Source organism: Paraburkholderia fungorum (genome assembly GCF_046027605.1).
GTDB lineage: Bacteria > Pseudomonadota > Gammaproteobacteria > Burkholderiales > Burkholderiaceae > Paraburkholderia > Paraburkholderia fungorum_F.
The window spans coordinates 90696-116927 of sequence record NZ_JAQQEF010000004.1 but is presented as its reverse complement, the minus strand read 5'-3'; the positions used below and the strand labels follow the sequence as shown (position 1 = coordinate 116927).

Genomic DNA, 26232 nt, shown 5'->3' with positions numbered 1-26232 from the left:
AACCTTCACTCAAAAGAACAATAGCGAGCGCAACTCAATACTGCGACGCGGCGGCGCATCGGCCGGCGTAGTGGGATCGTCGAATGCCGTATGAGCCGTTAGACGTGCGATCCCGTCGCCCGCCGAATCGTAGATTTTCAGCAGCAGGAATTCATCGGGCGACATGTGCGGAAAGTAGTACCAACGGTGCCGCGGATTAAATACCAACGCATACGTCTCGCCGACTTTGTCGGGATAAACCAGATCCGATGCCACCAGATCGTTAAGCGTGATACTGCGCGAATCGCACAACGCGAGCGGCGACGATTGCACCGTGTCCCCGATCGGACGCCACAGGTTGACGATGGCCACCCGGCCCTGCAGCAATTGATCTGCTTCATCCGCCGGCAGATGATCGCGGACCCGGCGCGGCCCCGACACAAACGTCTGGTCGTTATGGATGTACTTGACCGGTTCCCGCGTGCCATCCCTGCGCTCGGGATTGCCGTCGCGCAGCGTGTGATCGAACACGACCACCCGGCGAGCGCCCGTGGCCTGTTTCAGCAACTGCTCCGCCTCCGGGTAGTAGACAGATTCGATCCTGGCCGGATCGGAGAAATCGCGCAATGCGCTAGCGTGCCGGAGCAGTTCGAAGCCGTTACGATCGAGCGACAACCGCCCAGGCGGCGGTGCCACGCGTGCATTTGAAATGCTCACGCGGTGCGGCCGGTACACGCCGCTGCGTTTCGGCACACCCGGCGGTGGATCGTATTGATACGACACCGGTTTCTCTCCGGTGAACTCGAGGTAATTCAACTCGGCCTCAACCGCCGCGGCGGACACCGGTGCTTCGATGACGATATCGCTCATGTTCACATCCTCATCACGTTAAAACGATTCGTTGAAGGGCCGCAGATCGATTTCCTGCGACCACGCGCTACGCCCTTGCTGATGGAGATACCAGTAGGCATCGGCGATATCAGCGGGATTGAGCAGGCCGTCTTCACCGCGTTCGGCCACTCGCTGCGGCGCTGACGTACGCAGGCGCTCGCCGTCGATGCCTCCATCGACCACCACATGCGCGACATGGATATTCTTTGGCCCAAACTCGCGGGCGAGACTCTGCGTGAGGGAGCGCAAGCCGGCTTTGGCGGAGGCGAACGCGGCAAACGGCGGCCGGCCGCGCAGCGATGCGGTTGCGCCGGTAAACAGCAGCGAGCCTCGGCCGGCCGCCAGCAGCAAAGGCAGTGCCGCCCGCGCGAACAGGAAACCGCCCAGTGTCGTGACGCGCCACGCCGCTTCGAACTGCTCCGCGCTCAGTTCGAGCGTCGGTGCACGCGTCGCACCCGCGGCGTTGAAAATCGCCACCTCGAGCGTGCCGGTATTGGCAAGTTCCTGCGCGATCCCAGTCAGGTCCGCTTCGTGCGTAACGTCACCGGGCAATGCGACTGCACGCCCGCCGGCGCTGCGTATTTCGTCGACGATCGCATCGAGCCGCTCGCGCGAGCGCCCCGTCACGGCGACGCTGAAGCCCTCGCGAGCGAAACGGCGTGCGAGCGCCGCGCCCAGTCCAGCGCTCGCACCCACGCCGGCAATCCACGCGAGACGCGTGCGTTGCTGCTCCTGTTGGACAGACTCGGTCATTGGAACCTCCATTACCTGTAGCCGCGGCACGCAGCGCGTGGCGGCAGTAGACGCATGCGCCTATCGTTTCAGCGTAGGCGATGGAGGCGCATGGAGGAAATAACGAATCGTGGAAAGTTATGCCGCGGTTTCTGTCATGCAGGAAAATACCGGTTCGCAGGCCGCCGCAAACCCAGGTTCTCGCGCAACGTACGGCCTTCATAGTTCTCGCGGAACAGCGCGCGTCGCCGCAATTCAGGCACCACCAGTTCGACGAAATCGGTCAGGCCGTGCGGCAGTACGGGTGGCATCACGTTGAAGCCGTCAGCGCCATGATTCACGAAACGCTCTTCGAGCTGATCGACGATCTGCTCTGCGGTGCCGACGAGCTGCCAGTGGCCACGCGCACCCGCGATCCGCAAATAGAGCTGGCGGATCGTGAGGTTCTCGCGGCGCGCCAGATCGATCGTCAACACCTGCCGGCTCTTGCTCGCATTCGTCTCGGGCAGTTCGGGAATCGGGCCGTCGAGTGGGTATTCCGAGAGATCGAACCCGCCGGTCAGCCCGGATACCAGTGCCAGCCCAACCTTCGGATCGATAAGCGACTGCAACTGCTCGAACTTCTCTTTCGCCTCGCTTTCGGTGCGGCCGACAATCGGCAACACGCCCGGCATGATCTTCAGATCGTCCGGATGACGGCCATAGGCCTGCATGCGTCCCTTCACGTCCGCGTAAAAATCCACCGCGTCCTGCAGCGTTTGCTGCGCCGTGAAAATCACCTCGGCTGTTCTGGCGGCCAGCTCCCGGCCCGCTTCGGACGACCCGGCCTGCACGACGACCGGATGCCCCTGCGGAGAACGAGCCACGTTCAGCGGCCCCTTCACCTGAAAGAAACGTCCCTTGTGATCCAGTACGTGCCTTTTAGCGGGATCGAAGAAGCGTCCTTCGGCCTTGTTGCGAACGAAAGCGTCGTCGTTCCAGCTGTCCCAAAGTCCCGCTGTGACTTCCGCGAATTCGGCTGCGCGCAGATAGCGCTCGGCGTGGTCGAAATGCTGGTCGCGGTTGAAGTTCTTCGCTTCATGTTCGCTCGACGAAGTGACCAGATTCCACCCCGCTCGCCCCCCGCTGATGTGGTCAAGCGAGGCGAACTTGCGGGCAATGTGATACGGCTCGTTGAAACTCGTCGAGGCCGTGCCGACGAGGCCAATGCGCTCGGTTACGGCCGCCAGTGCCGACAGCAACGTGATCGGCTCGAACTGCGCCACGTAGCTGTGCGCCGTGCGGCTGAGAAAGTCGACGTTGTCACCGCGGGTGCCCACACCGTCGGCGAGAAAGATCAGATCGAATTTCGCGGCTTCGGCTGCTTGCGCGAGCTGCACATAGTGACGGAAGTTAACACCGGCGTCCGCCTGTGCCTCGGGATGCCGCCACGCCGCGATGTGATGCCCGGCAGGGTAAAGGAAAGCGCCGAGGCGCAGATGCCCGCTACGTTTGCTCATGGAGGTTCGCGAAAGAGAATTGACGGGTAGATCCCGCACTGCGTCGATCGGCGAGGCGAACGGTTAGACGTGCCGGATGCTAAACGGGTTGACGTTAGCGCGCCGCGTGGCGCGCGGCAACCAAGCAAAGCTCATAACCTTATGAGTGGGGGAAGCTGCGCGTTGAGCGCGCCACTCGGGCACGTGGGCTATTCCCGTGGGATCTCGAGCGGCACGACAAACATTCCCGCGGTGTATTCCGTATGGAAATAGCCGCAGCGCGCACAGGCCGCAATGCGTTCGAGCCGCTCGGGCGATGGCGAAGCGAACGCAGCGGCAGCCGTCCCGTCTGAGGATTCCTCAGCCGAAACAGCCGCCTGTTTTGACCATTGCTTGCGCAGGCTTCGCACAGGATGCCGCAGTCCGCCCCAGATAAGCGTCGCTGTGAGTGTGGTCATGCGACCTCCGTCGATTCATCGCTATACGAATGAATCTAGCGATCAGAATACGGAACCGCAAGGAAGCTTTTGTGGATTGGTTTTCGAAAAACCGCTAGAACACCGTGCGCATCCCCACCCGCACCGCGGTCGACGACGGACCTGTGCCGACATACACGCCGTTGGTAAACACCGGCGCCGCGCCACCACCAAGGAAAACCGGTGCCGCGCCGCCCGATGCGCGCAGATAGGTCGCGCTCGTGTAGACGTCGGTACGCTTCGATAACGCGTAATCGAGCAGGAGCGTCGCGTTCTGCCACTTCTGCGAGCCGAGCTTGCTGTACCAGTAGCCACCCATCAGCGTCGTGGCAGGCGTGAACTGAAACACTTCGTTCACTTCATAGGTGGGCATCGAACCATTGTCGTGACCGATGCGAAAGTGCGTGTCGGTGAAGAGTAGCCGCGTGAGGCTCCTGCCGACGCGATAGCTGCCGCCCACGCCAAAACTGCTGACGCTGCTCGCCAGCACAGGCGTGGCCGGCAGATCGGGAAAAAACGTCGTGCCGGCCTGACTCGGTCCATTCAAGCCGAGATCATGCGTGTCGGTGTAGGCAGCGCCCAGGTTCAGCGGACCATTCGAATAACGCAGTCCGAAAGCAATCACGCGCCCCGTTCCCGCCGACACGGATTGCGAAGGAAACGCGTACAACGCGCCCGCCTGCAAACCAGCATAGTTCGGCGACGTGTACTTGATCGCATTGTTGATATGCAGCGTGCCCGCGAGGTGATCGAAGTCGCCCGGGTGCCACGCGTACTGGCCGGCGGCTTGCCCCATGGCGAACTGCGTGAGATTGTCCCAGAAGAAGTCGTACTGCTTGCCGAGCGTGAATCTACCGTAGCTTTGATTTTCGACACCCAGCCATGCCTGACGGCTAAACAGCACACCCGACTGCACCATCGCACCGGAATAGAGATTGAAGCCGTTCTCCAGGTCGAAGACGACGTGTGTGCCGCCGCCGATATCTTCCACCCCACGCAAGCCCCAACGATTCGACTGGATCGAACCGTCGTTGGCAACGAAAGTCCCGTGCCCGTTCAGGTTGCTGAAATAGGTCACGCCCGCATCGATAATGCCGTACAAGGTCACGCTGCTTTGTGCATGGGCCATCTGGCTGCTCAAGGCCAATAAAGCGGTTGCGCTCAAGCTCAAGGCAAACTTTTTCATTACTCGTCTCCAATGTTTTATTTTTAAAAGGCAAAGCGCCGCCCTCCCCCGCTAGAGGGAAATCTGTTCCCGTGTGGAACTGCCCGGCGGGCCGCCGGGCGCAACTGAGTTCGCGGTCTGATCGCTAACGGTTGAGCGCTAACTATTCAGCGATAACCGTCAACCGTTGAACCGGTATAACGTCGAGTCGGTGCGATAGCGGATCGCTTCGCTCAGGCTGTTACTGACCACCAGATAACGCTGACCACCGTCGACGAAGCTGGTGGCATCGGTCGCAGCGGAGGTCGCGAAATCGCCCACCAGCTCGAAGCGTTCATCCCGCCACCGGAAAATCTCCGAGCGCGGCACGACAACCGGCGCTTTGGGCGTTCCGGTGATAAAGCACACTCGCACCAGATAGCGCCCCTCCTGGCCGTCGATCAGACAGAGTTCGCGCCCACCGGGGCCGCCCAACACTTGCTTATCGACGAACTGCGCACCGTCGAATCGATAAAGGGTGGTGTGCTTGAGCAGGTTCGCATGCAGCATCCACAACGCGCCCTCCGCTTCGAAAAAACGGAACGCACGGCCGCCGTGTTCGTCGAACGTCTGCCACGCTACAAACTTCTCGCCGTTCCAGCGCAGCACCGACGATCCACTGACGTGGTCCGCATACGCGAGATAGTGTTCGCCACCGAATGACACGAATGCGAAGTTGTAGCCCCACTGTCCATCGAGCGTCTGAAACGGCAAGAAGCGCTCGCCATTCCATTCGAACAGGCACGATTCGCGTGCATGCTTCGGCACGACACCGTCGATCGCCACGCCTTGTGCCAAGGCGAGGAAGTGGCGTGAGTCGAACGAAAAGGCGACCCACTGCTTTGCCGCGAACACCGGAAAGCGTTGCAGCGGCACCCAGGCGCCGTCGATGCGCTCATAGACGACAGCGTCGGTGTCGAGGTCGTACGGCCCCTTGCCGGTTCGAATACCTGCTGCCGCGAGGAAGCGCCGGCCGTCGATCTCGAAGTACTCGAAGTCTTCTCCGCCGGGCAATAGCAGTGCTTCGTGCTCGATAAAGCGGCCATCCTGCCAACGGAAGATCGGCGCTTCGATGTCGCTGTCGCCGCCGTTCATGTGCGGCGGCTCGCCGGGTACATCGCGCGCGAGCTGCGGCACCGCGAGAAAGGTGCCCTCGTCCGTCGTAAAGACCTCCACCGCGCGCGCACCACTGGTAGGCAGTTGTTGCAGCGTGGTGAGCAGGCCGGCGCCCAATTCAGTTTTTGCCATGACCCGCCTCTCCCAATTCCGAACCCGTGATTGCAAAAGACGTAGCCGGCGTGACGGGTCCACTTTCTTTTTCGCGTGGCCGCAGCACATTGGCGAGACCGAGTCCGAGTGCGGCGCCTACAGCAAGGATCGCCGCCAGCATGAAGAGCGTTTCGAACGACAGATGCCGTGACAGCAGCATGCCGCCGACCACCGGCCCGATAATCGAGCCCATCCGTCCGATCGCCAGCGCCCAGCCGATGCCGGCTGCCCGCACGTCGGCCGGAAAGAGATGGCTGGCAATGGCGGGAAACGTCAACTGCCCGCCGACCAGAAACGCGCCGACTGCGAATAACATCGCAAACGCGACATTGCCCGCACCGATAATCTGGCCCAACGCCGCCGTCAACACCGCGCCGCCAAGGAAGGAAATCGCCACCGGAACAAATGGTCCGCGCTTGCCGACCACGGTGGAAATCACCAACGCCCCACCGATCGCGCCGAAATTGAGCACGACAGAGCCGAGCGCGGCACGCCCGGGTTCGACACCGTTCATGTTGAGAATAGTGGGCATGAAGCTGACTAAAAAGCCCGACAGGATCATGCTCGACAACACTCCGAACCACAGTGCCAAGGTCGCCGCGAGCCGGCCGCCGGCGAACACGCTGCCGACCACTTTCAGACCGCGCGCCGCCGCGTGCTGTCGTGCCGCCGCCCGCTCGGCGCGACTGACGGTTTGCGCCGGGATCACGAGGAGCACCGGGACCAGCGCAAGCAACGCAAACGTGCCGCCCATCAGGAACACGAACGGCCAGCCGAAACGCACCATCAACGCCGCGGTGATCGCGCCGCCGACCACCGCGCCGAGCGGAAAGCCGATGAACATCAGGATCACCAGCGAGGCGCGGCGTTGCGGCGAACTGCTTTCAGCCGTGATCGCCGCAACCGGCGGAATCGCGCCACCCATGCCGAGACCGCCGATAAACCGGAGCGCGGCGAGCATCGTAGCCGAGGTCGCAAAGGCGCAGCCGAGCGTGAAAATGCCGGTCACGGCGAGCGCCAGCAGCAGCATCGGCCGTCGCCCGAAACGGTCGGCCAGCGGCCCCACGATCAGCGAGCCAAGCACGGTGCCGATGAAGCCGGCGCCGAATACGCGCCCCAGCGTTGCGTGATCGATCTGCAACGACTTCGCCAGCAACGGCGCGACGAACGACAGCATCAGCGTGTCGAAACCGTCGATCATCGATACCGCGAAACAGACCAGCGTGATGCGCAGCACGTTGCTGACCGGCGGACCCACCGACGGCTCCTGTGCAAGTGGATTCATGAATCCTGTCTCCTTCATCAAGGGCATTTTTTTATACCCGCGCGATTGCCCTTTGCGCGCGGGTGTCAGTCCTTTGGCCGCCGTTACAGGCGGGCGGCGTTTGGATAAGTTACATTCGTAAAGCCGGGAATCTCCACCTGACGTGGCTGATTGCCGTTGCTGGTCAACTGATCGACGATGTAATCGGCAACGCAGTTGGACAACAGCTGCGTCGGATCTTCCATGATGCGGCGCAGACGCGCGGCAGTCGCATCGCGATCGTCGAGCGACGTGATGGGCGGCATGCCGTCAGCGGGCGCCGGATCGAACTGGTACGGCCGCTGATCCGGAAACAGAGCGCGCGCGACGTCGATACTCGAACGCGTGTTGAGCCACAACTCGCGATACGTGCGCTCCAGTGCCGCGAGGCCCGCCGCGTCCGGCATTTCGGTGACCGAGAACGACGGCGCATGCGGCGCGACGAATACACGTTCGGGCAGCAGCACGCGATTCGACGCGCTCCACACCAGATAGCACATGTTGTTCGACGCCCACGTCACACCGGCAGTCGGCCTGCCCGAGCGGCCGCTGACGAGCACCATCAAGCGGTTCCAGTCGAGTACCTGCGCGCGCAACCAGTTGCCGATGCGATAGACGATGTCGAGAAACGCCAGCCCGAAAGTCGCGAACATGACGTCGTTCATCGGCACAGGCAATGCGCCGGTGCGCGGCGCGGCAAAGTACTCGTCGTTCAGGCGCTCGAAGCTCAGCAGCGCATGATCTTGCTCGGCCCGATCGAGCAGCTCGATCGTCACGCCGCAGGTATAGTCGACGAGATCGGCGATCTTCTGCTCGTGGCCCGCGAAGCTATCCACTGCGACGTGATCGCGCCACAGCGCGAGCGAGTTTGCCGTCCGGGTTGCCTGCGCATGAGTGCGCAGGTTGGCCGCGTCGCGTTGCCATGTGTCGTCGTGCGGCGACAGTTCACGCATGCGCGCGAGATAAGCGAGCGCCAGCGGCAAGTGAGAAACCGCCGTCAACTCGATGAAGCCGCGCGTCGATTTGCGAAAGCTCTCGATTGCCGGCGCATGTCCCGCGCCAGGGAACAGCACGATGTCGCTGCCGGTCGAGACCAGTAATGGATCGTCCGCCTGCTGCCGCGCCATCTGCTGCGTCAGATGCGCGCCGATGCTCTGCGGATCCGACGTGAACGCGCGAAAGAGACCGGCAAACGCCGCGTTGGGTTGGTAGGGCATAGTAGTTGGGTAGGTGCTGTCTAGTTGTCGTTCAGGTGCCGCTTATTTGCCGCTTATTTGCCGCTCAATAATCGAACAGCCGCGCGGGGTTGTCGGACAGAATCATCTTGTGCACGGCCGGATCGTCGGTCCATGCGCCGAGCAGATTCAGCAATTCGCCGGTATCGCGCGTCGAATCGGGAATGTGCGGCCAGTCCGAACCCCAGATCACTTTGTGCGGCGCGGCTTTGATGATCGCTTCGGCCATCGGCGCCACGGCTTCATAGCCGCGATGCCTGGCGATCCGGTACGGCGCACTGAGTTTAAGCCAGCAGTTGCCGTCTTTCAGCAAGCTCAGCAGACGCTCGAAATCCGCCTGCGTGAGGCCGTCTTCTTCGAGCATGTAGCCCATATGATCGATGACGAAATCACTCTCCACGTCGGCGAGAAACGGAATCAGATTGCGCACCACCCAGCCCGGCGCATAGAACTGCACGTGCCAGCCGAGGCCCGCGCACAAGCGCGCCATTCGCATGATGTACTGCTGGATCTCGACGGTCGGCAAACCGGAACGCGCAAACAGATCGAGCCGCACCGCGCGCACGCCGGACTGACGGAAGCTGTCCAGCGTCGCCGCGTCCGTATTCTCGTCGATCATCACGACCCCGCGCGCGATCGAACCTGCCACGTGCAGCGCGTCGATCAGGCAACGATTGTCCGTGCCGTAGAAACTCGGCTGCACGATCACGAAACGCTTCAGGTGCAGCACGTTCATCATCTGCAGATAGTGCGAGAGCTTGCCGTCGGGCAGCGTGTAGTGCGGATGCTCGACCTTCGGGTATTTGTCTTCGGCGCCGAACACGTGCATGTGTGCGTCGCAAGCGAGCGGCGGCATCGTGAACGACGGGCGCGACAGGGTTTCATAGTCGCGCATCGGCGTGGAAATCAGCGGGGTTTCTGCCATGATCTGATAAGTAAAAGTTCGAATTAAAGTTGACGGGCCTGCTCGACGCGCTCGCGCAGCGCCGCCAGATAAACGTCGCTGTCGATGCCCGCGAAGATGAAAGGCGCGGCGCCCTCGCGGCGCAGTGCACTAAGCGCCTCGCATTCCGGCATGCCCCCCACGATCACCACCTTGCCATGCCGCTGCGCTGCCGCGATCACCTTGCGGCAGGCGGCCACGACCTCGGGATGCGCCGATTCGCCGGTGTGGCCCAGATCGGCGGAGAGGTCATTGCAACCGAGCGCGAGCACGTCGACGCCTTCGATCGCCGCGATCGCATCGGCGGCTTCGACGCCGGCGCGGCTTTCGATCAATACCTTGAGCACGGTCGCGTCGTTCAACCGGCGATTGAGTTCGCGTGCGGGCAGCTTCTCGAAGTTGACGTAGGGCAGCGTCGCCAGTTGCGAGCGCTGGCCAAGCGGCGGAAAGCGTGTCGCGATCACCGCGTCGCGCGCCTGTTCGGCGCTCTCCACACGCGGCACGATGATGCCGAGCGCGCCGCCATCCAGCACGCGGTTGATCGTGCCGTAATCGCGTTCCGGCACGCGCACCCAGGGCATCAGACCCAGGTCGACCGCGCACGAGCACAATTGCGACACAGTATCGACCGGCAGCGAACTGTGTTCCATATCCACCCAGATCGTGTCGTAGCCGGCCGCTTTGGCCCAGCGCACCGCATCGGTCGTGCGCGCGGCGCGAATGCCCAGCGCAATGATCTTGTGTCGCGCTCGCAGGCGTTCGACCAGTTCCGCACCGTTCATGCTGTCTCCCTCGTTGTGTTGGTGGAAGACAGTATCGCCCCGGAAACAGTTTTGATTTATTCTCCAAATCAAGGTTATTGATTTACAGAGCAAATCAATGAATATCCGTCATCTGGAATTTTTCGTGGTGCTGGCGCAGGAACTGCATTTCCGCCGCAGCGCCGAGCGGCTGGGCATTACGCAGGCGCCGCTGAGTCTTGCGATCCAGTCGCTCGAGGCGGAACTGGGCGCGCGGCTCTTTCACCGCACGCGGCGCACGGTCGCGCTGACCGAGGCGGGTTTGGCGTTGCTGGACGACGCGCGGGCGATCCTCGCGCGGATCGAACACGCGAAGGAAAGCGTCTGGGGGACCGTCAGCGGCGAGGTTGGGCGTTTGCGAGTCGGCTTCACCAACGCATCGACGCTGTCGCCGTTTTTCCCGAAGCTGATTCATGCGTACCGGCGGCAACGTCCGAAGGTCAACATCACGCTGCTGGAGATGTCGTCGTCCCGCCAGATCGAGGCCATCGAGCAGCGCGAAATCGACGTCGGTTTGCTGCGGATGCCCGAAAGCACGCCACCCACCGATCTGGTGTTCACGCCGCTGATGGAAGAGCCGCTCCTGCTCGCCATGCACGCCCGGCACCGGCTCGCCAAAGCCCGCTCGATCAAGCTCGAGGATCTGCGCGACGAGCCGTTCATCGCCTATCCGCGGCAAGCGGGCGTCGCGGTCTCCGAAAAGATTGTCGCGTTGTGCGCGAAGCGTGGGTTCGAACCTCAGGTCGTCCAGGAGGCCCAACAGGCTTCCACCCTGATCGGGCTGACCGCCACCGGGCTCGGCATTGCGCTGGTGCCGTCGACGCTGCAGACCATCGCGGTGCCGGGGGTGGTGTTCAGACACCTGGACGAGACGGACACCATCACCACGCTGTACATCGCTCACCGTTATCGCGACGCCAATGCCCGGGCGATGCAGTTTGTGGAGTTGGCGCTGGGGTCGCGCTGATTCAATGCAAGCTCATGCAGGACGACATTCAAGGGACCACGCGCTATTGCGGAGTCGGCGCATCCTCACGGATCAGTTCTGCCCAGAACACCAGCCCCCTCACTTGACCTTCGCAGCCGCGGCAAGCTTGCGCACGCCCTCTTTCGCATCCTCATTCGAGTTCATGAAGTTCGTGACGACGTCAGTCATCGCGCCAGCGGTAACCGAGGACTGAAGCTCGCCGAAGGCCAACGACGGCAGGAAGCCACCCGATTTGATCGTGGCCTGCTCATCGGCACGCGATTTTTTGGCGCAGCCATCGAACTTGTCCATCGGCACATCGAGCCGGACGGGAATTGAGCCCTTGTAGAGACTGAACTGCTGCTGAAAATCGACCGACATGATCGTTTTGGCAAGCGCAAGCTGCCCAGGCGTTGCATCCTTTTTGCCGTTCTGCTGAAAGAACACGAATGCATCGGCCGTGTACGTATAAGCGTTCGCCGTACCAGGCGCGGCCGCGCAGATATAGTCGACATCCGCCTTCTTGTTCGCGTTGGCGAACTCCCCTTTCGCCCAGTCGCCCATGAATTGCATGCCGCCCGAGCCGGAGATCACCATTGCCGTCGCGAGGTTCCAGTCGCGGCCGTGGTAGCCCTTATCGAAGTAAGTCCGGATCTTCTGGACGGTCTCGAACACCTGCACCATCTGCGGCGAGGTCAGTGCTTTCTGGTCGAGATCGATCAGGGCTTTGCGATAGAAGTCTGCGCCCTGGGAGAGCACAACCGTCTCCCAGATGGTCATGTCCTGCCACGGTTGACCACCATGCGCGACGGGGGTGATACCCGCTGCGCGAAACTTGTCGGCAAGCGAGAAAAATTCAGGCCACGTCGTGGGCGGCGTCCCGCCGACTTTGTCGAGGTCGGCTTTGTTGATCCACAACCAGTTGATTCGATGTATCGAGAAAGGTGCAGCCACATAGTGGCCGCCTGCCTTCATGGCACTGTCAATTTGCGCTGGCGTATGCGCTTTCCAGTCGGTGGCGGACTGATCGATCGTCACCAGCGACCCCTGCTCGGCCCAATCCTGAATCAGCGGACCCTTGATCTGCGCAGCCGACGGCGCGTTGCCCGAGATGACTTGCGTCTTCAGCGCTGTCATCGCCGCGGCGCCCGCTCCCCCCGCGATGGCGAAATCCTTCCACTCGTAGCCCTGTTTGCTCATATCGTCCTTCAGCACCCGAATCGCTTTCGATTCGCCGCCGGAGGTCCACCAGTGCAGCACCGAAATCTGTTCGGCGGCCAATACGGCATGCGTTCCAGCCATGAGCAGCGTAGCAAGCGTCACAGCCGATGTGAGTGATCGTTTCATTGCAGTCTCCGAAATTTTCGTTATTGATCGAGCGGCGCGTTTCGCGGCCAGGCGAACGCGCATGCGTACCCGTTTTCATGGATGTCAAAAGTCCTGGCCGTCTTTGCGGTCCTTGCAGATCTACAGGTCAAACCCAAGTTGCGACTTGCCGAGCGGTGTCAGGTCGTCGGCGGTTGCGCGTCCGGTGAAATCCACTTCGAAGTGGTCGGCCGGGAAATCGGGCGGGCTTTCACCCTTGAGGAAGCTCGGCAATTGACGCTTCAGGTAAGCGTCGTTTTTTGCGCATGCGGGCGCCGATGCGATATACATCACGTTGCTATAGCCCGCGCCCATGTGCTCGTCTTCGACGGCATGGATGACATCGCTGTGCCAGAACACCGTGTCGCCCGCTTCCATTTTGGGAATCGACGACAGCGCCTCGAACAACGGCGCATGAAATTCGCGCTTGATCGACAGCGCCCGCCCGGGCATGGCACCGCAGAGGTCGTCTTCCGCGACATCGTCCTGAAGCGCGCGCAGCAGGATGTACACCATCGAATTGGCGATCGGAACGAGTTGCAGGGTGCCGTCGCCCGGGCCTTGCGGCGTTAGCGCAGTCCAGCCCTGGAAAGTGCGGAACATTGAACAGACGGCCGGCGACGCAATCTCTTCCACGTCAGGCCGGAAAGCCGCATCGAACGGATCGTAGTCGCGCCAGTTCCCCGCGAACACGTGGCGGTACACCTTGCGGAAATTGCCTTCGATCCAGCGCTCGACGGACCCGCCGTCGCAATGCGCCGACAAGCCGAGCGACTCGGAGCCTGGTGGGCGGCGACGCAGACGATCGGCATAGACAGGCACACGCGCCGGATCGAAGTGCACCCGGCCTTCGCTCTCATTGCACCACAGTGAGTTCAGGAACACCCGCGCCGCAGTCAGCGACTCCGACTGACGGGCGAGTACTTGTGGCTTCGACCAGTACACGCCATAGATCTGCGGCTTGCTGGATGCCAACTGGCCAAAGTACTTGTCTTCGGCGCGGTTTTCGAGGCGCTTGTCGAGATGATTGCGCTCGACATAGTCGGCGATATCCTCGTCCCAACTCCGCACCAGCGCACGCGGAAACACATTGCGAATCACGCAGGCGCCGCGCGCCTTGACGAGCGCGATCTGGTCCGCGGTGACGCGTCGTTCGGTGATGTCGGAAAACTGAATCTCCGGTATGACGTCTTCCCCGCGATCGCGTTGTCCGGCGATTCGCTTCGCCTCGGCGCTGATCGCTTCTTCGACTTCGGCGAAGACCTCCCGGTAGTTTGGCAACGCCACGCGCAACGCGCTTTTCGCTTGCCGGATCGCACTCGGCAAATCTTCGATTTTCAACGCCATGATTGTCTCCGTCTGAACTGGGTATGCCCGAGGATATGACGTGCATGCGCGCCTTGGTGATACTATTCAGGCGATTAATTTGCGTTTTCGGCCATGAAACCAGCCTATGAGCATGTCGAGTTCGGTGAGGACTGTTCGCTGCGGGTTTACCATCGGCGCCTCCCCCGTATTCCGTTCGAATGGCATCACCATCCGGAGTACGAGTTAACGCTGACCATGAACAGTCATGGCAAGCGCTACATCGGCGACTCCGTCAACAACTATGAGGCGGAGGATCTCGTCCTCGTGCCACCGGATCTTCCCCACACCTGGGCGTCGAATCGTTCGATCGAGCCGTCCTCTCCACAAGTCGCCATCGTTATCTGGTTCGACGGCGATTGGGCGCGGCGTATGGCGGATTGTTGCCCTGAATATGAACCGCTGCGCAAGCTGTTGCGCAGGGCCGCCTGCGGACTGGCCTTCGAGCCGCCTGCCGGCCAATGGATGCGCGGCCACCTGGACTCATTACTATCGAGCGGAGCACGCGAGCGCCTTGGCGCGGCCCTCGATATCTTGTGCACGCTCGCGGAAGCGCCGGGCCAGCCACTCGCCTCGCCAAGTGCTTTCAACCAGGCAAGCGGCCCATCCGGTCACGAACCCGAACGGATAAACCGGGTCCTTTCGATGATCGACGCGCACTTTGCCGAACCGCTGCGGCTGGCAGATCTCTGCGCGGCCGCCAGCCTGTCGGAGCGCACACTCACGCGTTACTTTGTTCAGCACATCGGCGAGAGCGTCGGTCGATATCTCGCCCGGGTTCGTATCGGTCACGCATGCCGGATGCTGGTTGACACCGCGCTGCCTGTTGCCGTGATCGCTGCCCGTTCGGGCTTCGCGAACGTCGCGAATTTCAATCGGCAGTTCAGGGCGGCGAAGCAAACAACGCCGGCCGACTATCGGCGGCAGTTCGCGGCTGCGGGTTCTCAGGATAAGGACGTGGCGGCTCACCTGACCGAACGGTCTCCTTCACTTCAAAGGAAGCGGAAAGCAGACGGCGAGCGAAGCGGCGAGGAGACCACTTACTAGTACTGCACGCATATGTGGCAATCGCAATCTGCGAGCCTTACTCCGCGCGCCTCACACCCTGTTTATGCACCGCGGACTTCTTGGGCCGCTCGCGAAATATTGCGCTTTCGAGCCCCACGTGTCTCTACCGGCCAACCTGCCAACACTGCGGTCACGATCTGGCGAAGTTGACGACGCGTCGCGCCGCCCCTGGCCTGAACGGCCAGCCCCTGAATCAGTGTCGAAATGAATGCGGCGGCGTCATGACTGTTCATACCATCCGGAAGCGGTCCCGCATTCTTTATGGACTCGAAGCGCACTCGCAAAAGTCGTTCAAAGTCGTTGCGGCTCTGCGCAAGTTCTTCTCTTAACGGACGCGCGCCCTCACTACAGGCGAGCGCCGACAACGTGACGAGGCAACCCGCGGGCGTATTTCGGCCCGTGTGAAGGTCGACGATTCCAACCAGCAGCTTCTCTGCAATCAGCCGGGGCGTTGTTTGCGCCAAAGCGACCATGCGGAAAGCTAAATGGTTGCGGCTATACCGGTCGAGAACCCGGCGAAAAAGTCCAAGCTTGCTTTCAAATGCCTTATACAAGCTTGACTTCGTGAGTCCCGTTGCTTCCTGCAGATCGGCCAGCGACGCTGCCTCGTAGCCTTTGTCCCAAAAGACGTGCAACGCTTTTTCCAGAACATGGTCTTCGTCGAACTCGCGTGGTCGCGCCATGATGCCCTCCGTCGGTACGGGATGATTGTATACCTATCGGTTCCTAATTCAGGTCGGCGAAAAAGTCCTGCAATCCCAGCCGCCTTCTCCAATAGTCAAAAAATTTGCACGATACGTTCGAAATCTTCCAATGCTCGTTCATTGTTTGTGACTTACCATTTGCGGTCTGAGCAGCTGCGTTGCTGTACCTGGTGTCGTTCATCAACCGGTTAACTCTTGGATATCGAGCGTGCAATGGTACAAATCGGACAGGTTCAGGTGCTGCTGGAAAGCCGGGAGATACGAATTCACGGTGAGTTGATGAATGTAGGGAGCCGGGCGTTCTGCATCCTCGAAATGCTGGTTCGCGCGCGCGGCACCCTTGTCTCGAAGGACGAAATCATGCGACGGGTCTGGCCGGACACCGTCGTCGAAGAGAACAATCTGCAGGTGCAGATTGGGACCCTGAGAAAGCTGCTTGGGGAGGATCGCCAACTGATCCGCACCGTCCCGGGCCGCGGCTATCTGCTCCTGCTGCCGTCCGCCGCCGACACGGAAAACCTGCCACCGGCGATCCGTTCCACGTCGATCGCGGTCGACAGCTCGGAGCTGATCGGACGCGAATCATCGGTCCATGAGCTGACTGACCTGCTCCGCAAGGCGCGCCTTGTCACGCTCGTTGGTGCGGGCGGCATCGGCAAGACCAGGCTTGCCCGGAAAGTGGCATCGGAAGCCTCCGCAATGTTTCCAGCCGGAGTCGTCTTTGTCCCTCTCGCGAGCGTGACAGGTGCCCGTCTCGTACTCGACGCCGTGGCTGCGGCACTTGGCATGCCGGCTTCATCCGGGCGCGTCTCGATACAACACATCGCGGCCGAGATAGCGGGCAAACGCATATTGTTGCTTATCGACAATTGCGAACACGTCATAGACGCCGCCGCCGAACTCGCCAATGCGCTGACGTCGAACAGCCCGGAAGTGTCGGTGCTTGCAACAAGCCGCGAGTCCTTGCGTACGCAAGGCGAGACGCTCTATCGAGTGTCGCCGCTGGATACGCCTCGGGAAGGGAGCCAGAAACAGGAGGCTTTACAGGCAAGTGCGGTGCAGCTCTTTCTTTCACGTGTCCGGGCCGTTGATCCGAGCTTTCCGTCGCACGAGAGCTCGCTCGCGCTGGTCGGCCTCGTATGCCGGCAACTCGACGGGATACCGCTTGCGATCGAGCTCGCCGCGGCACGTGCTGCGACTCTCGGCATTGAGGTACTGGCGGAACATCTCGACGACCGCTTGCGCATTCTTGCCGGCGGATGCCGTACAGCGCTGCCTCGACATCAGACGCTCAAGGCGACGTTCGACTGGAGCTATCGCTTGCTTGAAGAGCTCGAGCGTAGCCTGTTCAGGCGGCTGGGCATCTTCGTCAATGGCTTCTCTTTCCGTGCGGCGGTTCACGCGATGGAGGACCAACGGACCACGCACGCCGAAGTACTGGAAGCATTGAGCGGTCTCGTTTCGAAATCTCTTGTCGTTCACGATAGTTCGAACGCTTCGAGATATAGCCTGCTTGAATCAACGCGCGCCTACGCGTTGCAACAACTCGACGACCACGGGGAGCGAAAGTCAGCGTCATTGGCGCATGCCCTCTACGTCCTCGAGATGTTCAACAGCGCTCAGAACGGCCGCGACGGACGATCCATTGAATGCTGGTTGAAAACAGTCCGGGACGAGCTTGGAAATCTGCGAACCGCACTCGATTGGGCCTTCTCGGCGAGTGGCAATACCGAGGTGGGTATTGATCTATCGATTGCCGCTGTTCCATACCTCTACGAGATTTCACTGGTTGACGAGTGCGCAGAGCGGGCAATGACGGCGCTGCACGCGGTCCACGCGTTGAAAGAGCCGAGGTCACGAGAAGCGGCGACACTCCCCCTTCTGTCGGCCTATGCAGCAGCGCTCACCTACACCCAGGGGCCGATCGACGTGGTATGGAATGCATGGACCGAGGTCATGTCGCTCGCCCAGGCCAATCGGGACAGCAAGGCTGAATCACGGGCCATCTGGGGACTATGGACCACCAGGCAACTCAGCGGGAGCGCCCGGGATGCCTTGGTCCAGGCCCACCGGTTCAGCGCGTTTGCGGAACGCTCCGGCAGCGTGACGCTTTCGATGTTGTCTCTCCGTGTCGAAGGCATAGCGATGCATTACACGGGCGACCAGCGGGCGGCACGCGAGCGGCTGGAATTGATGCTCACGTCGTACAGTCTTCACCGTCACCGCTGGCAAGCAACCGGTTTTCAGATCGACCATGGCATCGTGGCGCGCGCTACGCTTGCGCGCGTGCGCTGGCTGCAAGGCGATACAGCGGAATCGCTACAGTTGTCGAAGGAAGCAATCGACGCAGCAATGACCTACGGAAACGACATGATGACCTGCTACGTGCTGGTTGAAGCGGTCGTGCCGTTAGCATTGTTGACCACCGATCTCGCGCTGGCCACCCAGGGTATTGCGGTACTTCGCACTCAGGCCCGCCGGGCGGGTTTCGTTATCTGGTCGGTATGTTGCGACGCGTTCGAAGAATACCGCAGGTCAATGACGGAGGACGCAGGACCTGGACTTTCCAGCTTCCGCGCTGCCATTGAAGCACTCCGGCGCGTTCAGTTTCTGGCACCGCTCACGTTGCTTCTGGGTCAATTCGCCAGAACCTTGCTGGCAACCGGTCATATCCGTGAAGCACTGAACGCAGTGAACGAGGCACTCTGGCAGTGTGAAAAAACCGGAAGCCGGTGGTACTACGCCGAGCTGTGTCGTATTCGCGCGGAGGTAGCGCTGGCGTCCGGGCGCGAGGATGAAGTCGAAGCGTGGCTTCTGGCGGCCATCAAGCACGCAACCCAGCAAGGTGCTTACGGGCTTGCGAGGACTGCCACGGAAAGTCTGCGCGGCACAAGACTGTCAGGTGCCGGACGGCACTCAATTTTCGCGCCGAAGTCCGCCGCCGCGATAACGGGCCCCAAAGCACCGAATGCACCCGGCACCGCCGACTATACGTTGTCCTGCAAGCCGACGTGTCCCACGCCTACGCAACAGTTTTAAGGGAATTTTCGGCTGATTTGAATTTTCAGCCGGCGTCTTAAGGACGTTTCAGAAGTACACAAAGATTTTTCAGGCTGCGCCAGCTTACGCTCCTATCGACATCGAGATCGCCGTCAACCCAGGTGCATTGCATGCGACGGACGAGAACGTCGAGTCTCTCATGGCCGCATGATTGCGCCGTGATGACCCCTTGTCGAATGAATTGAAGGAGCCTTCCATGGCGCATGAACTGCTTACCCCCGATTCCTGTGCTCTCGCGTTGATCGACCATCAGCCACAGATGTTCTTCGGCACCCATTCGCATGAGCGCACGGGCGTGATGCACAACGTCCAGATTCTGGCCAAGGCCGCGAAGCTTTTTAAAGTGCCGACCATCCTCACGACGATCGCCGCCGACTCGTTCAGCGGCCATCTCGTTTCAGAAGTGCAATCCGTGTTTCCCGAACTGAAGCCCATTGACCGCACATCGATGAACTCGTGGGAAGACGCCGGTTTCCGTAAAGCAATCGAAGCCACGGGCAAGAAAAAAATCGTCATCGCCGGTCTGTGGACGGAAGTGTGTGTCGCGTTTCCGAGCGTTCAGATGCTCGCGGAAGGCTACGAGATCTACGTGCCGACCGACGCCTGCGGCGACATCACGGAAGAAGCCCACGAACGCGCAGTCCAACGCATCATCCAGGCCGGTGCGGTGCCGATGACATCGCTGCAGTTCATGTGCGAACTGCAGCGTGACTGGGCACGCAGCGAGACGTACAACGGTTGCATGGACATCTTCAAGGCGCATAGCGCCTACGGTATCGGTGTGCGCTATGCGCAGCAAATCCTCGGCGCGCACGCGAGCGAGGCGGGCTAAGTCGCGCTAGCGAGTGCATCGGTCCGGCGCATTGTGCGCCGGACCTTACCGTACGAGGGTGACATGACAGTACCGAACGATGCCGCCGTTTACGCGGACGCCGTTTTCTTCAATGGCAAGATTGCGACCCAGGATGACCGACGTTCTTTCGTCACGGCGCTTGCGGTGAAAGACGGAAAAATTCTCGCGACGGGCAACGACGCAGCCGTGATGCAGCGCGCCCATTCAGCGACGAAGAAAATCGACCTGAACGGTCGCACCGTCATTCCGGGACTCAACGATTCACATCTCCATGTGATTCGCGGCGGCCTCAACTTTAACCTTGAACTGCGCTGGGACGGTGTTCCTTCGCTGTCGGACGCACTGGAGATGTTGCGCCGCCAGGTCGCGAAGACCCCTGCTCCGCAATGGGTGCGCGTGGTCGGTGGCTGGAACGAACTTCAGTTCGCCGAGCGCCGCGGTCCGACGCTCGAGGAAATCAACGCGATTGCGCCGGAGACGCCGGTATTCATCCTTCATCTCTATGACAGCGCCATCCTGAACGGCGCTGCGCTGCGTGCCGTCGGCTACACGAAGGACACGCCCAATCCTCCGGGCGGTGAAATTCAGCGCGACAGGCAGGGTAATCCGACAGGCATGCTCATCGCCCGGCCGAACGCGGGCCTGTTGTATGCCACGCTTGCAAAAGGCCCGAAGCTGCCGCTAGAGGACCAGACGAATTCGACCCGTCACTTCATGAAGGAGCTGAATCGTCTCGGCGTGACGAGCGCGATCGATGCCGGCGGCGGATATCAGGCCTACCCTGACGACTATGCCGTGATCATGGACCTCGCCAAACGTGGCGAGCTCACCCTGCGCATCGCCTACAACCTCTTTACTCAAAACGCGAAAAAGGAAATCGACGACTTCGCGAGTTGGGTGAAGATGACCAGACCGGGCGAAGGCGATGATTTCCTGAGAATGAACGGCGCCGGAGAGATGCTGGTTTTTTCGGCAGCGGACTTCGAAGACTTTCTGGAACCGCGCCCAGACCTTCCGGCATCGATGGAAGAAGAACTGGAAGCGGTCGTGAAGTTGCTCGTGCAAAACCGCTGGCCGTTCCGCCTTCATGCAACTTATGACGAGTCCATCGATCGCTTCCTGAACGTGTTCGAGCGTGTCAACCAGGAAGTGCCGTTTGCCGGCCTGCGCTGGTTCTTCGACCATTGCGAGACGATCACTCAACGGAACATCGACCGGATCGCCGCGCTCGGCGGCGGGATTGCCGTACAGCATCGGATGGCATACCAGGGCGAGTACTTCATCAATCGCTATGGTGCGCAAGCGGCTGCGCGAACGCCACCGATTCAGAAAATGCTGGCCGCGGGTCTTCCTGTGGGGGCGGGCACTGACGCCACCCGTGTCGCAAGTTTTAATCCATTCGTGTCGCTGTACTGGCTGGTGTCCGGCAGAACCGTGGGCGGCACCCAGTTGTATGGTGCCGACAACCGGCTCGACCGCATGGAGGCGCTGCGCCGCTACACGGTCGGCAGCAGCTGGTTCTCGGGCGAAGACGACCGCAAGGGCGCGCTGATCCCGGGTCAGTTCGCTGACTTCGCCGTGCTGACAGATGACTACTTCACCTGCGATGAACTGCGGATCAAGTATCTGACGTCGGTGCTGACGGTGGTGGGTGGCAAGGTCGTGCACGCAGACGAGGATTTTGCCGATCTCGCTCCGCCGCCATTGCCGGTAAGCCCTTCGTGGTCGCCCGTTGCCGAGTTCGGTGGTTACAGCCGGTACAAGCCCGCTACGATCAATAGCCAAGCTTGCGTCGACGGTTGCGTGAAGCTTTGCGGAATTCATGCGCACGGGCACGCGTGGGCATGGCGCAGCAATGTCCCGGTTGGCGACAGTAATGCTTTCTGGGGAGCGCTCGGCTGTAGTTGCTTCGCGTTCTGACATTCCGACACTCCAGGGTTCCCAGCCGAAGTGCGCCCGCCAGAAATGCCGGGCGCACAACGCGAATTCCTTTTCAATCCGGGCTGTATATGCAGGCTGAAAAAGCTGACACAAAGGTGTTTCTGGTCGATATGGGACTGTTGTATCTCAGGGTTGCGGCAAGTATTCTCCTGCTAGCCGTACATGGCCTGCCGAAGGTCCTGCACTACTCGAGCGAGGCCGCTGCAATTGAAGACCCCTTTCACCTCGGCAAGACCTTGTCCATATCCTTTGCGATTTTCGCCGAGGTGATATGTCCGCCGTTGATGATTCTGGGTATTGCGACGCGCGTGGCCGCACTGCCGATTCTGTTCGTCACGGTCGTCGCGCTTGTTTTCGTGCACCGCGACTGGACCTTGGCTCAGGGTCAGTTTGCGTGGATGCTTTTGATTCTGTTCGGAACCGTAGCAATAGCGGGGCCGGGCCAATACCGAGTGAGCAGAGGGAGGGAAATGGCAACGACCCGCCGGTGGGGCAGACGATAGGCGTACCGAATCCGGCCGACGTGAGATCTAACAATGCGTGCGCGCTGTGGCCCAGCGGAAACGATGAAGAAGAATGTGGCGGCTAAAGGTGGATGGTGCATGCGCACCGAGTTATAGGGGCGCCCTTTAGCGAGTTCAAAAAGTCGGAGATTACGGCCAAGGAGAGGGGCTATGGCGGTGACGATTTCCGGAATAGCAATCCCGGATACCCCAATGGCGCGCGCAGCCACGAGAGCTGGACGCGGCAATGCGCCGGATATCCTGTTTCGTCATTCGTCCCGGGTTTTTCTGTTTGCGTCGTTGCTTGGCGCACGCAGAGACGTGGCATTCGACCCGGAGTTGCTTCATGTCGCGGCTACTTTTCAGAACTTCGGACTGGCGGCGCGGTTCCGTGATTCGAAGCGGCGTTTTGAAGTGGACAGTGCCAACGCCGCAAGACACTTCCTCCTCTACTACGGCATTCCCGAGCGAGAGATCATTGAAGTATGGAACGCGGTTGCACTGCATACCACCTTCGGCATAAGCGACCATCCCTCCGCACTCGTCGGACTATTGAGTGCCGGCGTGGAGACTGACCTCATGGCAATGCACTTCGACGAGATAACAGAAAGCCAGCGGCGCGAGGTACTGCTCGCGTTTCCGCGCGAGCGCGGCTTCAAATCCCTCGTCATCGAAGCGTTTGCCGAGGGTATGTGGTGGCGGCCGGAAACGACCTTCGGGACCGTCAATGCGGACGTACTCGACCGCTGCGACCCAAACTACAGACGCATCAACTACTGCGGGCGGATTCTCGGCTCCGACTGGGCCGATTGAAGTCAATTGTGAATGTCCATCATTCTGGCGTTGCAAGAGGTAGCCAATGAACTATGAAGACAGCACCCTGGCTGCGATAGCGGGCTATGTCGACACGCTCGGCTTCGTGGCGCTATTCGGACTTTTCACGGCGCATGTCACCGGCAACTTTGTCCTGATCGGCGCGGAAGTGGCCGGTTTTGGCCAAGGCGTATTGATGAAGTTGATGGCGTTCCCGTCGTTCATCGTGGGCGTGGCTTTGAGCAGCGTATTGATGAAGACATTGCGGCCGGAGGGACCGGCTCGCGGAGCCCGTCTGCTGTATTGCGTGCAGGCGGTCTTATTGTTGGGCTTCTGTCTCGCCGGCGTAGCCGTCTCGCCCGTGGTTAGCGTCGATTCCGCGCCGGTCGTGGCGTGCGGCATGTTGGGCGCGGCGGCAATGGGCGTGCAAAACGCTCACAGCCGGCTCGTCTCGCGCCCGGGTGTTCCCAATACGGTGATGACCGGCAATGTTACCCAGGCAGTACTCGACGCCGTGGACATGGCCTCGCCTGGCGCTACGCCGGAAGCGAAAGCCATCGCTCGAGCGCGCCTCGGCAAGACGCTGCAGGCCGTCTTGTGCTTTGCTGCCGGCGCGATCGCGGGCGCAGTTGTTTATAAACATGCCGCTTTCTGGGCCTTGCTGCTGCCATTCGCGCTGCTGGTCTGGCTGGCGATCTCCACGCGAGGCGGAGATTCGACCAGCACAGCACGCACGCCGGCGGCCGGTTCAGTCAAATAACTTTTTAAATGCAAGGGGCCGGACGGTCCGCCCACACACATCACGTCACTAACGTAGGTCAGGAGTTCTTCATGGCACACCAGTCACCCTCCCGCTTGTTCTTCTCGGCAGGCATCGCGTGCGCGCTAGCATTGAGCAGCTTCGCTCCGTCGACGGCTAATGCAGCGGCGGACTACCAGACAGGAACGCCAACGACGCCGGTTGTCTCTGTCGGTCCGCAATACGACACCACTCACGTGTACGTTCCGAACGACGACATCGACGCCTTCGTCAACAGCTTCATCGCCACATTCGGCGGCAAGGCATCGCCGCGGGCCGTCTTTACGGTGACACCGACCCCGAGCAAGACCGCATCGCAATACGTGCAAACGCCGGTTGGCATGTTGTCGGTGTTCGCGTTCCAGACGCCGATTCCCTATCCTTTTGGTGCGGAGCGCACGGGCTACCTGGTGACGGATATGGATAAGGCCGTGCGGGCAGCCCGGGCGGCGGGTGCCGACGTGATGGTGGAAACCTTCGACGATCCGATTGGGAAAGACGCGCTGATTCAATGGCCGGGCGGCGTCAACATGCAGTTGTACTGGCATACGAAGGCGCCCTCGTATGCGCCGCTCGAAAGCGTGCCGGACAACCGCGTGTATGTCTCGAAGGGTGCGGCGGAGAAATTTGTGCGCAGCTTCGTTCGCTTCTCACATGGCAAGGTCGTCTCCGATAACCGTCACGCCGATGCCGGCGCGATCGGCCGGCCGGGGGAGACAGTGCGTCGTATTCGCATCGAATCAGGCTTCGGGCGGATGGTGGTGTTCGCCACGGACGGGAAGCTTCCTTACCCGTTCGGCCGTGAAACAACGGGTTATCAGGTTCAAGACCTTTCCGCTGCCCTCGACAAAGCGCAGGCAAATGGCGTGAAGGTGCTGTTTCAGCCGTACCAGACGGACAGCGGTAAAACCGCGGTCGTCGAGTTCCCCGGCGGCTACGTCGCCGAGATTCACGACGTGGCGGCACAATGACGAGTGTTCGGTCGAGGCCGCTTGCGTACGCCAATACGGCTGCGGCCTTGTATCTCGCCGCAGCGGGAATCGCTTTCGGCGTTGCCGATGCCGCGCGTGCCGACACCGACGAGCCGACCGCAGCCGCTACCGCGAATGCGCAAGCAACCACGTGTACGGCGCAGCGGCCATCGGTGATGTTCAGTCGCTGGCAGGAGGACTGGTCGGTACTCGCGAATCCCTGTGTCCCGCGTGCGCCGCTTGACGGGCTGAAGTACATCCCGCTCGGCGGCGACCCGACTTCGTATCTCTCATTGGGAGCGAACCTGCGCGAGCGTCTCGAAGTCAACGATGCGCCGCTCTTCGGTATTGGCTCCGGCCGTTCGGATACCTACCTCATACAGCGGGCACAGGTGAGCGCCGATGCTCGCATCGGCGAGCATCTTCAGTTTTTTGTTCAACTCGAAGACGCCCGCGCTTTCGATAAAGACGCGGTCAGTCCTGTCGACAAAAACCCGCTCGATCTCGAGCAGGCGTTTGTGGCGTGGGTGAGCCCCCTCGGCGGCGGGACCGTCAAGTTTCGTATCGGGCGCCAGGAGATGGCGTTCGACTTGCAGCGCTTCATTTCAGTACGCGACGGCCCCAATGTCCGGCAAACCTACGACGGTATCTGGGCAGACTACGAATACGGGAAATGGCGATTCATCGGTTACGCGACGCAGCCCGTGCAGAATCGCGACGTGACCGCTTTCGACGACGTGTCCAACAGGCACCTGACATTCAGTGGCGTTCGCTTCGAGCGTCAGGGAGTCGGACCCGGTGACCTCTCCGGTTACTATTCGCGCTACAACCGGAGCAACGCCCGGTTCCTCGACGCAGTAGGCGACGAACATCGGGACGTGTTCGATTTGCGTTACACAGGCAAGGTGGGACGTGCGGATTGGGACGTCGAGTCCATGCTGCAAACGGGGCATGTCGGCGACAACACCATCGGTGCGTGGGCAGTCGGGTCGCTCGCGGGTTATACGCTGGATGCGCCGTGGACGCCGCGCATCGGCATTCAGGTCGACGCCGCCTCGGGCGATAGACATCCGGGAGACGGCCGTGTGGAGACATTCAACCCGCTATTCCCGAACGGCTACTATTTCTCGTTGGCCGGCTACACGGGCTACGCCAACCTGATTCACATCAAGCCCTCGATCACGCTGAAGCCGTCGAACCGGCTTTCATTGCTGGCTGCGCTGGGATTTCAATGGCGCGAGACCACAGGCGATGCGGTCTATGCGCAGGGAAATGCGGTCGTTCCCGGTACCGCTGGAAAAGGCACGCTTTGGACGGGAATGTACGTTCAGCTCAGAGCCGATTGGACCATTGCGGCCAACCTGATTGGCGCGGTGGAAGCCGTGCATTTCCAGGTGGGCGATTCGATTCGGAACGCCGGTGGGAGCAACGCCGATTACGTCGGCGTGGAACTGAAGTATGGCTGGTAATGCTTCGGCTGCGTGGATTAACGAGTGGATTAGCGAGTCGACTA

General features: G+C 61.1%; 23 protein-coding genes. 10 read left to right on the top strand and 13 right to left on the bottom strand.

The window, feature by feature from the left end:
* Positions 1-9 precede the first annotated feature (9 nt).
* From PQR53_RS09160 to PQR53_RS09115, 10 genes are all read right to left on the bottom strand, one after another.
* Positions 10-849 (bottom strand): CmcJ/NvfI family oxidoreductase, encoded by an 840-nt coding sequence (locus PQR53_RS09160; RefSeq protein ID WP_408452501.1) that lies wholly within the window; start codon positions 847-849, stop codon positions 10-12.
* Between the two features lie 18 nt (positions 850-867).
* Complete coding sequence (locus PQR53_RS09155; protein ID WP_408452499.1) at positions 868-1623, bottom strand: SDR family NAD(P)-dependent oxidoreductase; 756 nt, start codon at positions 1621-1623, stop codon at positions 868-870.
* 134 nt (positions 1624-1757) lie between these two features.
* Positions 1758-3101 carry an LLM class flavin-dependent oxidoreductase gene (locus tag PQR53_RS09150; protein ID WP_408452497.1) on the bottom strand — a complete coding sequence of 448 codons (1344 nt, stop codon included), beginning with the start codon at positions 3099-3101 and terminating at the stop codon, positions 1758-1760.
* A 188-nt stretch (positions 3102-3289) separates the two neighbouring features.
* Complete coding sequence (locus PQR53_RS09145; protein WP_408452495.1) at positions 3290-3538, bottom strand: hypothetical protein; 249 nt, start codon at positions 3536-3538, stop codon at positions 3290-3292.
* A 94-nt stretch (positions 3539-3632) separates the two neighbouring features.
* Positions 3633-4742: a porin gene (locus PQR53_RS09140; RefSeq protein WP_408452493.1), complete on the bottom strand. Its 1110-nt coding sequence runs from the start codon at positions 4740-4742 to the stop codon at positions 3633-3635.
* Positions 4743-4901: 159 nt separating this feature from the next.
* On the bottom strand, positions 4902-6008 hold the full coding sequence (locus tag PQR53_RS09135; RefSeq protein ID WP_408452491.1) for a hypothetical protein: 1107 nt from the start codon (positions 6006-6008) through the stop codon (positions 4902-4904).
* A complete protein-coding gene (locus tag PQR53_RS09130) occupies positions 5995-7314 on the bottom strand; it encodes an MFS transporter (RefSeq protein WP_408452489.1) in 1320 nt (439 codons plus the stop codon). Before PQR53_RS09130 ends, PQR53_RS09135 begins: the two co-directional genes overlap by 14 nt.
* 83 nt (positions 7315-7397) lie before the next feature.
* The gene (locus PQR53_RS09125; RefSeq protein ID WP_408452487.1) at positions 7398-8549 is read right to left on the bottom strand and encodes a DUF5624 domain-containing protein; all 1152 of its coding nucleotides are present in this window, start codon (positions 8547-8549) and stop codon (positions 7398-7400) included.
* Between the two features lie 64 nt (positions 8550-8613).
* Positions 8614-9492 (bottom strand): amidohydrolase family protein, encoded by an 879-nt coding sequence (locus tag PQR53_RS09120; protein ID WP_408452485.1) that lies wholly within the window; start codon positions 9490-9492, stop codon positions 8614-8616.
* A gap of 23 nt (positions 9493-9515) precedes the next feature.
* A complete protein-coding gene (locus PQR53_RS09115; RefSeq protein WP_408452483.1) occupies positions 9516-10292 on the bottom strand; it encodes an HpcH/HpaI aldolase family protein in 777 nt (258 codons plus the stop codon).
* Between the two features lie 97 nt (positions 10293-10389).
* Between PQR53_RS09115 and PQR53_RS09110 the strand changes: the two genes are divergently transcribed.
* Entirely contained in the window at positions 10390-11277 is an 888-nt protein-coding gene (locus PQR53_RS09110; RefSeq protein WP_408452481.1) for a LysR family transcriptional regulator, read from the top strand.
* A gap of 99 nt (positions 11278-11376) precedes the next feature.
* On the opposite strand, the gene PQR53_RS09105 is transcribed toward PQR53_RS09110, so the two are convergent.
* Complete coding sequence (locus PQR53_RS09105; RefSeq protein WP_408452479.1) at positions 11377-12624, bottom strand: ABC transporter substrate-binding protein; 1248 nt, start codon at positions 12622-12624, stop codon at positions 11377-11379.
* Between the two features lie 120 nt (positions 12625-12744).
* A complete protein-coding gene (locus PQR53_RS09100) occupies positions 12745-13989 on the bottom strand; it encodes a DUF1479 domain-containing protein (protein ID WP_408452477.1) in 1245 nt (414 codons plus the stop codon).
* Between the two features lie 93 nt (positions 13990-14082).
* Here PQR53_RS09100 and PQR53_RS09095 point away from each other — a divergent pair, with 93 nt between their 5' ends.
* Positions 14083-15054 carry a helix-turn-helix domain-containing protein gene (locus PQR53_RS09095; protein ID WP_408452476.1) on the top strand — a complete coding sequence of 324 codons (972 nt, stop codon included), beginning with the start codon at positions 14083-14085 and terminating at the stop codon, positions 15052-15054.
* A 62-nt stretch (positions 15055-15116) separates the two neighbouring features.
* On the opposite strand, the gene PQR53_RS09090 is transcribed toward PQR53_RS09095, so the two are convergent.
* Positions 15117-15758 (bottom strand): TetR/AcrR family transcriptional regulator, encoded by a 642-nt coding sequence (locus tag PQR53_RS09090; RefSeq protein ID WP_408452475.1) that lies wholly within the window; start codon positions 15756-15758, stop codon positions 15117-15119.
* Positions 15759-15992: 234 nt separating this feature from the next.
* Here PQR53_RS09090 and PQR53_RS09085 point away from each other — a divergent pair, with 234 nt between their 5' ends.
* From PQR53_RS09085 to PQR53_RS09050, 8 genes are all read left to right on the top strand, one after another.
* Entirely contained in the window at positions 15993-18818 is a 2826-nt protein-coding gene (locus PQR53_RS09085; RefSeq protein WP_408452473.1) for an ATP-binding protein, read from the top strand.
* Positions 18819-19035: 217 nt separating this feature from the next.
* The gene (locus PQR53_RS09080) at positions 19036-19671 is read left to right on the top strand and encodes a hydrolase (RefSeq protein WP_408452471.1); all 636 of its coding nucleotides are present in this window, start codon (positions 19036-19038) and stop codon (positions 19669-19671) included.
* A gap of 63 nt (positions 19672-19734) precedes the next feature.
* Positions 19735-21612: an amidohydrolase gene (locus PQR53_RS09075; protein WP_408452470.1), complete on the top strand. Its 1878-nt coding sequence runs from the start codon at positions 19735-19737 to the stop codon at positions 21610-21612.
* A gap of 89 nt (positions 21613-21701) precedes the next feature.
* Positions 21702-22136: a DoxX family protein gene (locus PQR53_RS09070; protein ID WP_408452468.1), complete on the top strand. Its 435-nt coding sequence runs from the start codon at positions 21702-21704 to the stop codon at positions 22134-22136.
* Positions 22137-22307: 171 nt separating this feature from the next.
* The gene (locus tag PQR53_RS09065) at positions 22308-22949 is read left to right on the top strand and encodes an HD domain-containing protein (RefSeq protein ID WP_408452467.1); all 642 of its coding nucleotides are present in this window, start codon (positions 22308-22310) and stop codon (positions 22947-22949) included.
* A 46-nt stretch (positions 22950-22995) separates the two neighbouring features.
* Positions 22996-23709 (top strand): YoaK family protein, encoded by a 714-nt coding sequence (locus tag PQR53_RS09060; RefSeq protein ID WP_408452465.1) that lies wholly within the window; start codon positions 22996-22998, stop codon positions 23707-23709.
* A 71-nt stretch (positions 23710-23780) separates the two neighbouring features.
* Positions 23781-24719, top strand: a complete 939-nt coding sequence (locus PQR53_RS09055; protein ID WP_408452463.1) for a glyoxalase — start codon at positions 23781-23783, stop codon at positions 24717-24719.
* A complete protein-coding gene (locus PQR53_RS09050) occupies positions 24716-26188 on the top strand; it encodes an alginate export family protein (RefSeq protein ID WP_408452461.1) in 1473 nt (490 codons plus the stop codon). Before PQR53_RS09055 ends, PQR53_RS09050 begins: the two co-directional genes overlap by 4 nt.
* The last annotated feature ends 44 nt before the right edge of the window (positions 26189-26232 follow it).

Excerpts from the sequence above, each read along its gene's own strand:
- PQR53_RS09160 (WP_408452501.1), bottom strand. The coding sequence starts at position 849 with ATGAGCGATATCGTCATCGAAGCACCGGTGTCCGCCGCGGCGGTTGAG.
- PQR53_RS09155 (WP_408452499.1), bottom strand. The coding sequence starts at position 1,623 with ATGACCGAGTCTGTCCAACAGGAGCAGCAACGCACGCGTCTCGCGTGG.
- PQR53_RS09150 (WP_408452497.1), bottom strand. The coding sequence starts at position 3,101 with ATGAGCAAACGTAGCGGGCATCTGCGCCTCGGCGCTTTCCTTTACCCT.
- PQR53_RS09145 (WP_408452495.1), bottom strand. The coding sequence starts at position 3,538 with ATGACCACACTCACAGCGACGCTTATCTGGGGCGGACTGCGGCATCCT.
- PQR53_RS09140 (WP_408452493.1), bottom strand. The coding sequence starts at position 4,742 with ATGAAAAAGTTTGCCTTGAGCTTGAGCGCAACCGCTTTATTGGCCTTG.
- PQR53_RS09135 (WP_408452491.1), bottom strand. The coding sequence starts at position 6,008 with ATGGCAAAAACTGAATTGGGCGCCGGCCTGCTCACCACGCTGCAACAA.
- PQR53_RS09130 (WP_408452489.1), bottom strand. The coding sequence starts at position 7,314 with ATGAATCCACTTGCACAGGAGCCGTCGGTGGGTCCGCCGGTCAGCAAC.
- PQR53_RS09125 (WP_408452487.1), bottom strand. The coding sequence starts at position 8,549 with ATGCCCTACCAACCCAACGCGGCGTTTGCCGGTCTCTTTCGCGCGTTC.
- PQR53_RS09120 (WP_408452485.1), bottom strand. The coding sequence starts at position 9,492 with ATGGCAGAAACCCCGCTGATTTCCACGCCGATGCGCGACTATGAAACC.
- PQR53_RS09115 (WP_408452483.1), bottom strand. The coding sequence starts at position 10,292 with ATGAACGGTGCGGAACTGGTCGAACGCCTGCGAGCGCGACACAAGATC.
- PQR53_RS09110 (WP_408452481.1), top strand. The coding sequence starts at position 10,390 with ATGAATATCCGTCATCTGGAATTTTTCGTGGTGCTGGCGCAGGAACTG.
- PQR53_RS09105 (WP_408452479.1), bottom strand. The coding sequence starts at position 12,624 with ATGAAACGATCACTCACATCGGCTGTGACGCTTGCTACGCTGCTCATG.
- PQR53_RS09100 (WP_408452477.1), bottom strand. The coding sequence starts at position 13,989 with ATGGCGTTGAAAATCGAAGATTTGCCGAGTGCGATCCGGCAAGCGAAA.
- PQR53_RS09095 (WP_408452476.1), top strand. The coding sequence starts at position 14,083 with ATGAAACCAGCCTATGAGCATGTCGAGTTCGGTGAGGACTGTTCGCTG.
- PQR53_RS09090 (WP_408452475.1), bottom strand. The coding sequence starts at position 15,758 with ATGGCGCGACCACGCGAGTTCGACGAAGACCATGTTCTGGAAAAAGCG.
- PQR53_RS09085 (WP_408452473.1), top strand. The coding sequence starts at position 15,993 with ATGGTACAAATCGGACAGGTTCAGGTGCTGCTGGAAAGCCGGGAGATA.
- PQR53_RS09080 (WP_408452471.1), top strand. The coding sequence starts at position 19,036 with ATGGCGCATGAACTGCTTACCCCCGATTCCTGTGCTCTCGCGTTGATC.
- PQR53_RS09075 (WP_408452470.1), top strand. The coding sequence starts at position 19,735 with ATGACAGTACCGAACGATGCCGCCGTTTACGCGGACGCCGTTTTCTTC.
- PQR53_RS09070 (WP_408452468.1), top strand. The coding sequence starts at position 21,702 with ATGCAGGCTGAAAAAGCTGACACAAAGGTGTTTCTGGTCGATATGGGA.
- PQR53_RS09065 (WP_408452467.1), top strand. The coding sequence starts at position 22,308 with ATGGCGGTGACGATTTCCGGAATAGCAATCCCGGATACCCCAATGGCG.
- PQR53_RS09060 (WP_408452465.1), top strand. The coding sequence starts at position 22,996 with ATGAACTATGAAGACAGCACCCTGGCTGCGATAGCGGGCTATGTCGAC.
- PQR53_RS09055 (WP_408452463.1), top strand. The coding sequence starts at position 23,781 with ATGGCACACCAGTCACCCTCCCGCTTGTTCTTCTCGGCAGGCATCGCG.
- PQR53_RS09050 (WP_408452461.1), top strand. The coding sequence starts at position 24,716 with ATGACGAGTGTTCGGTCGAGGCCGCTTGCGTACGCCAATACGGCTGCG.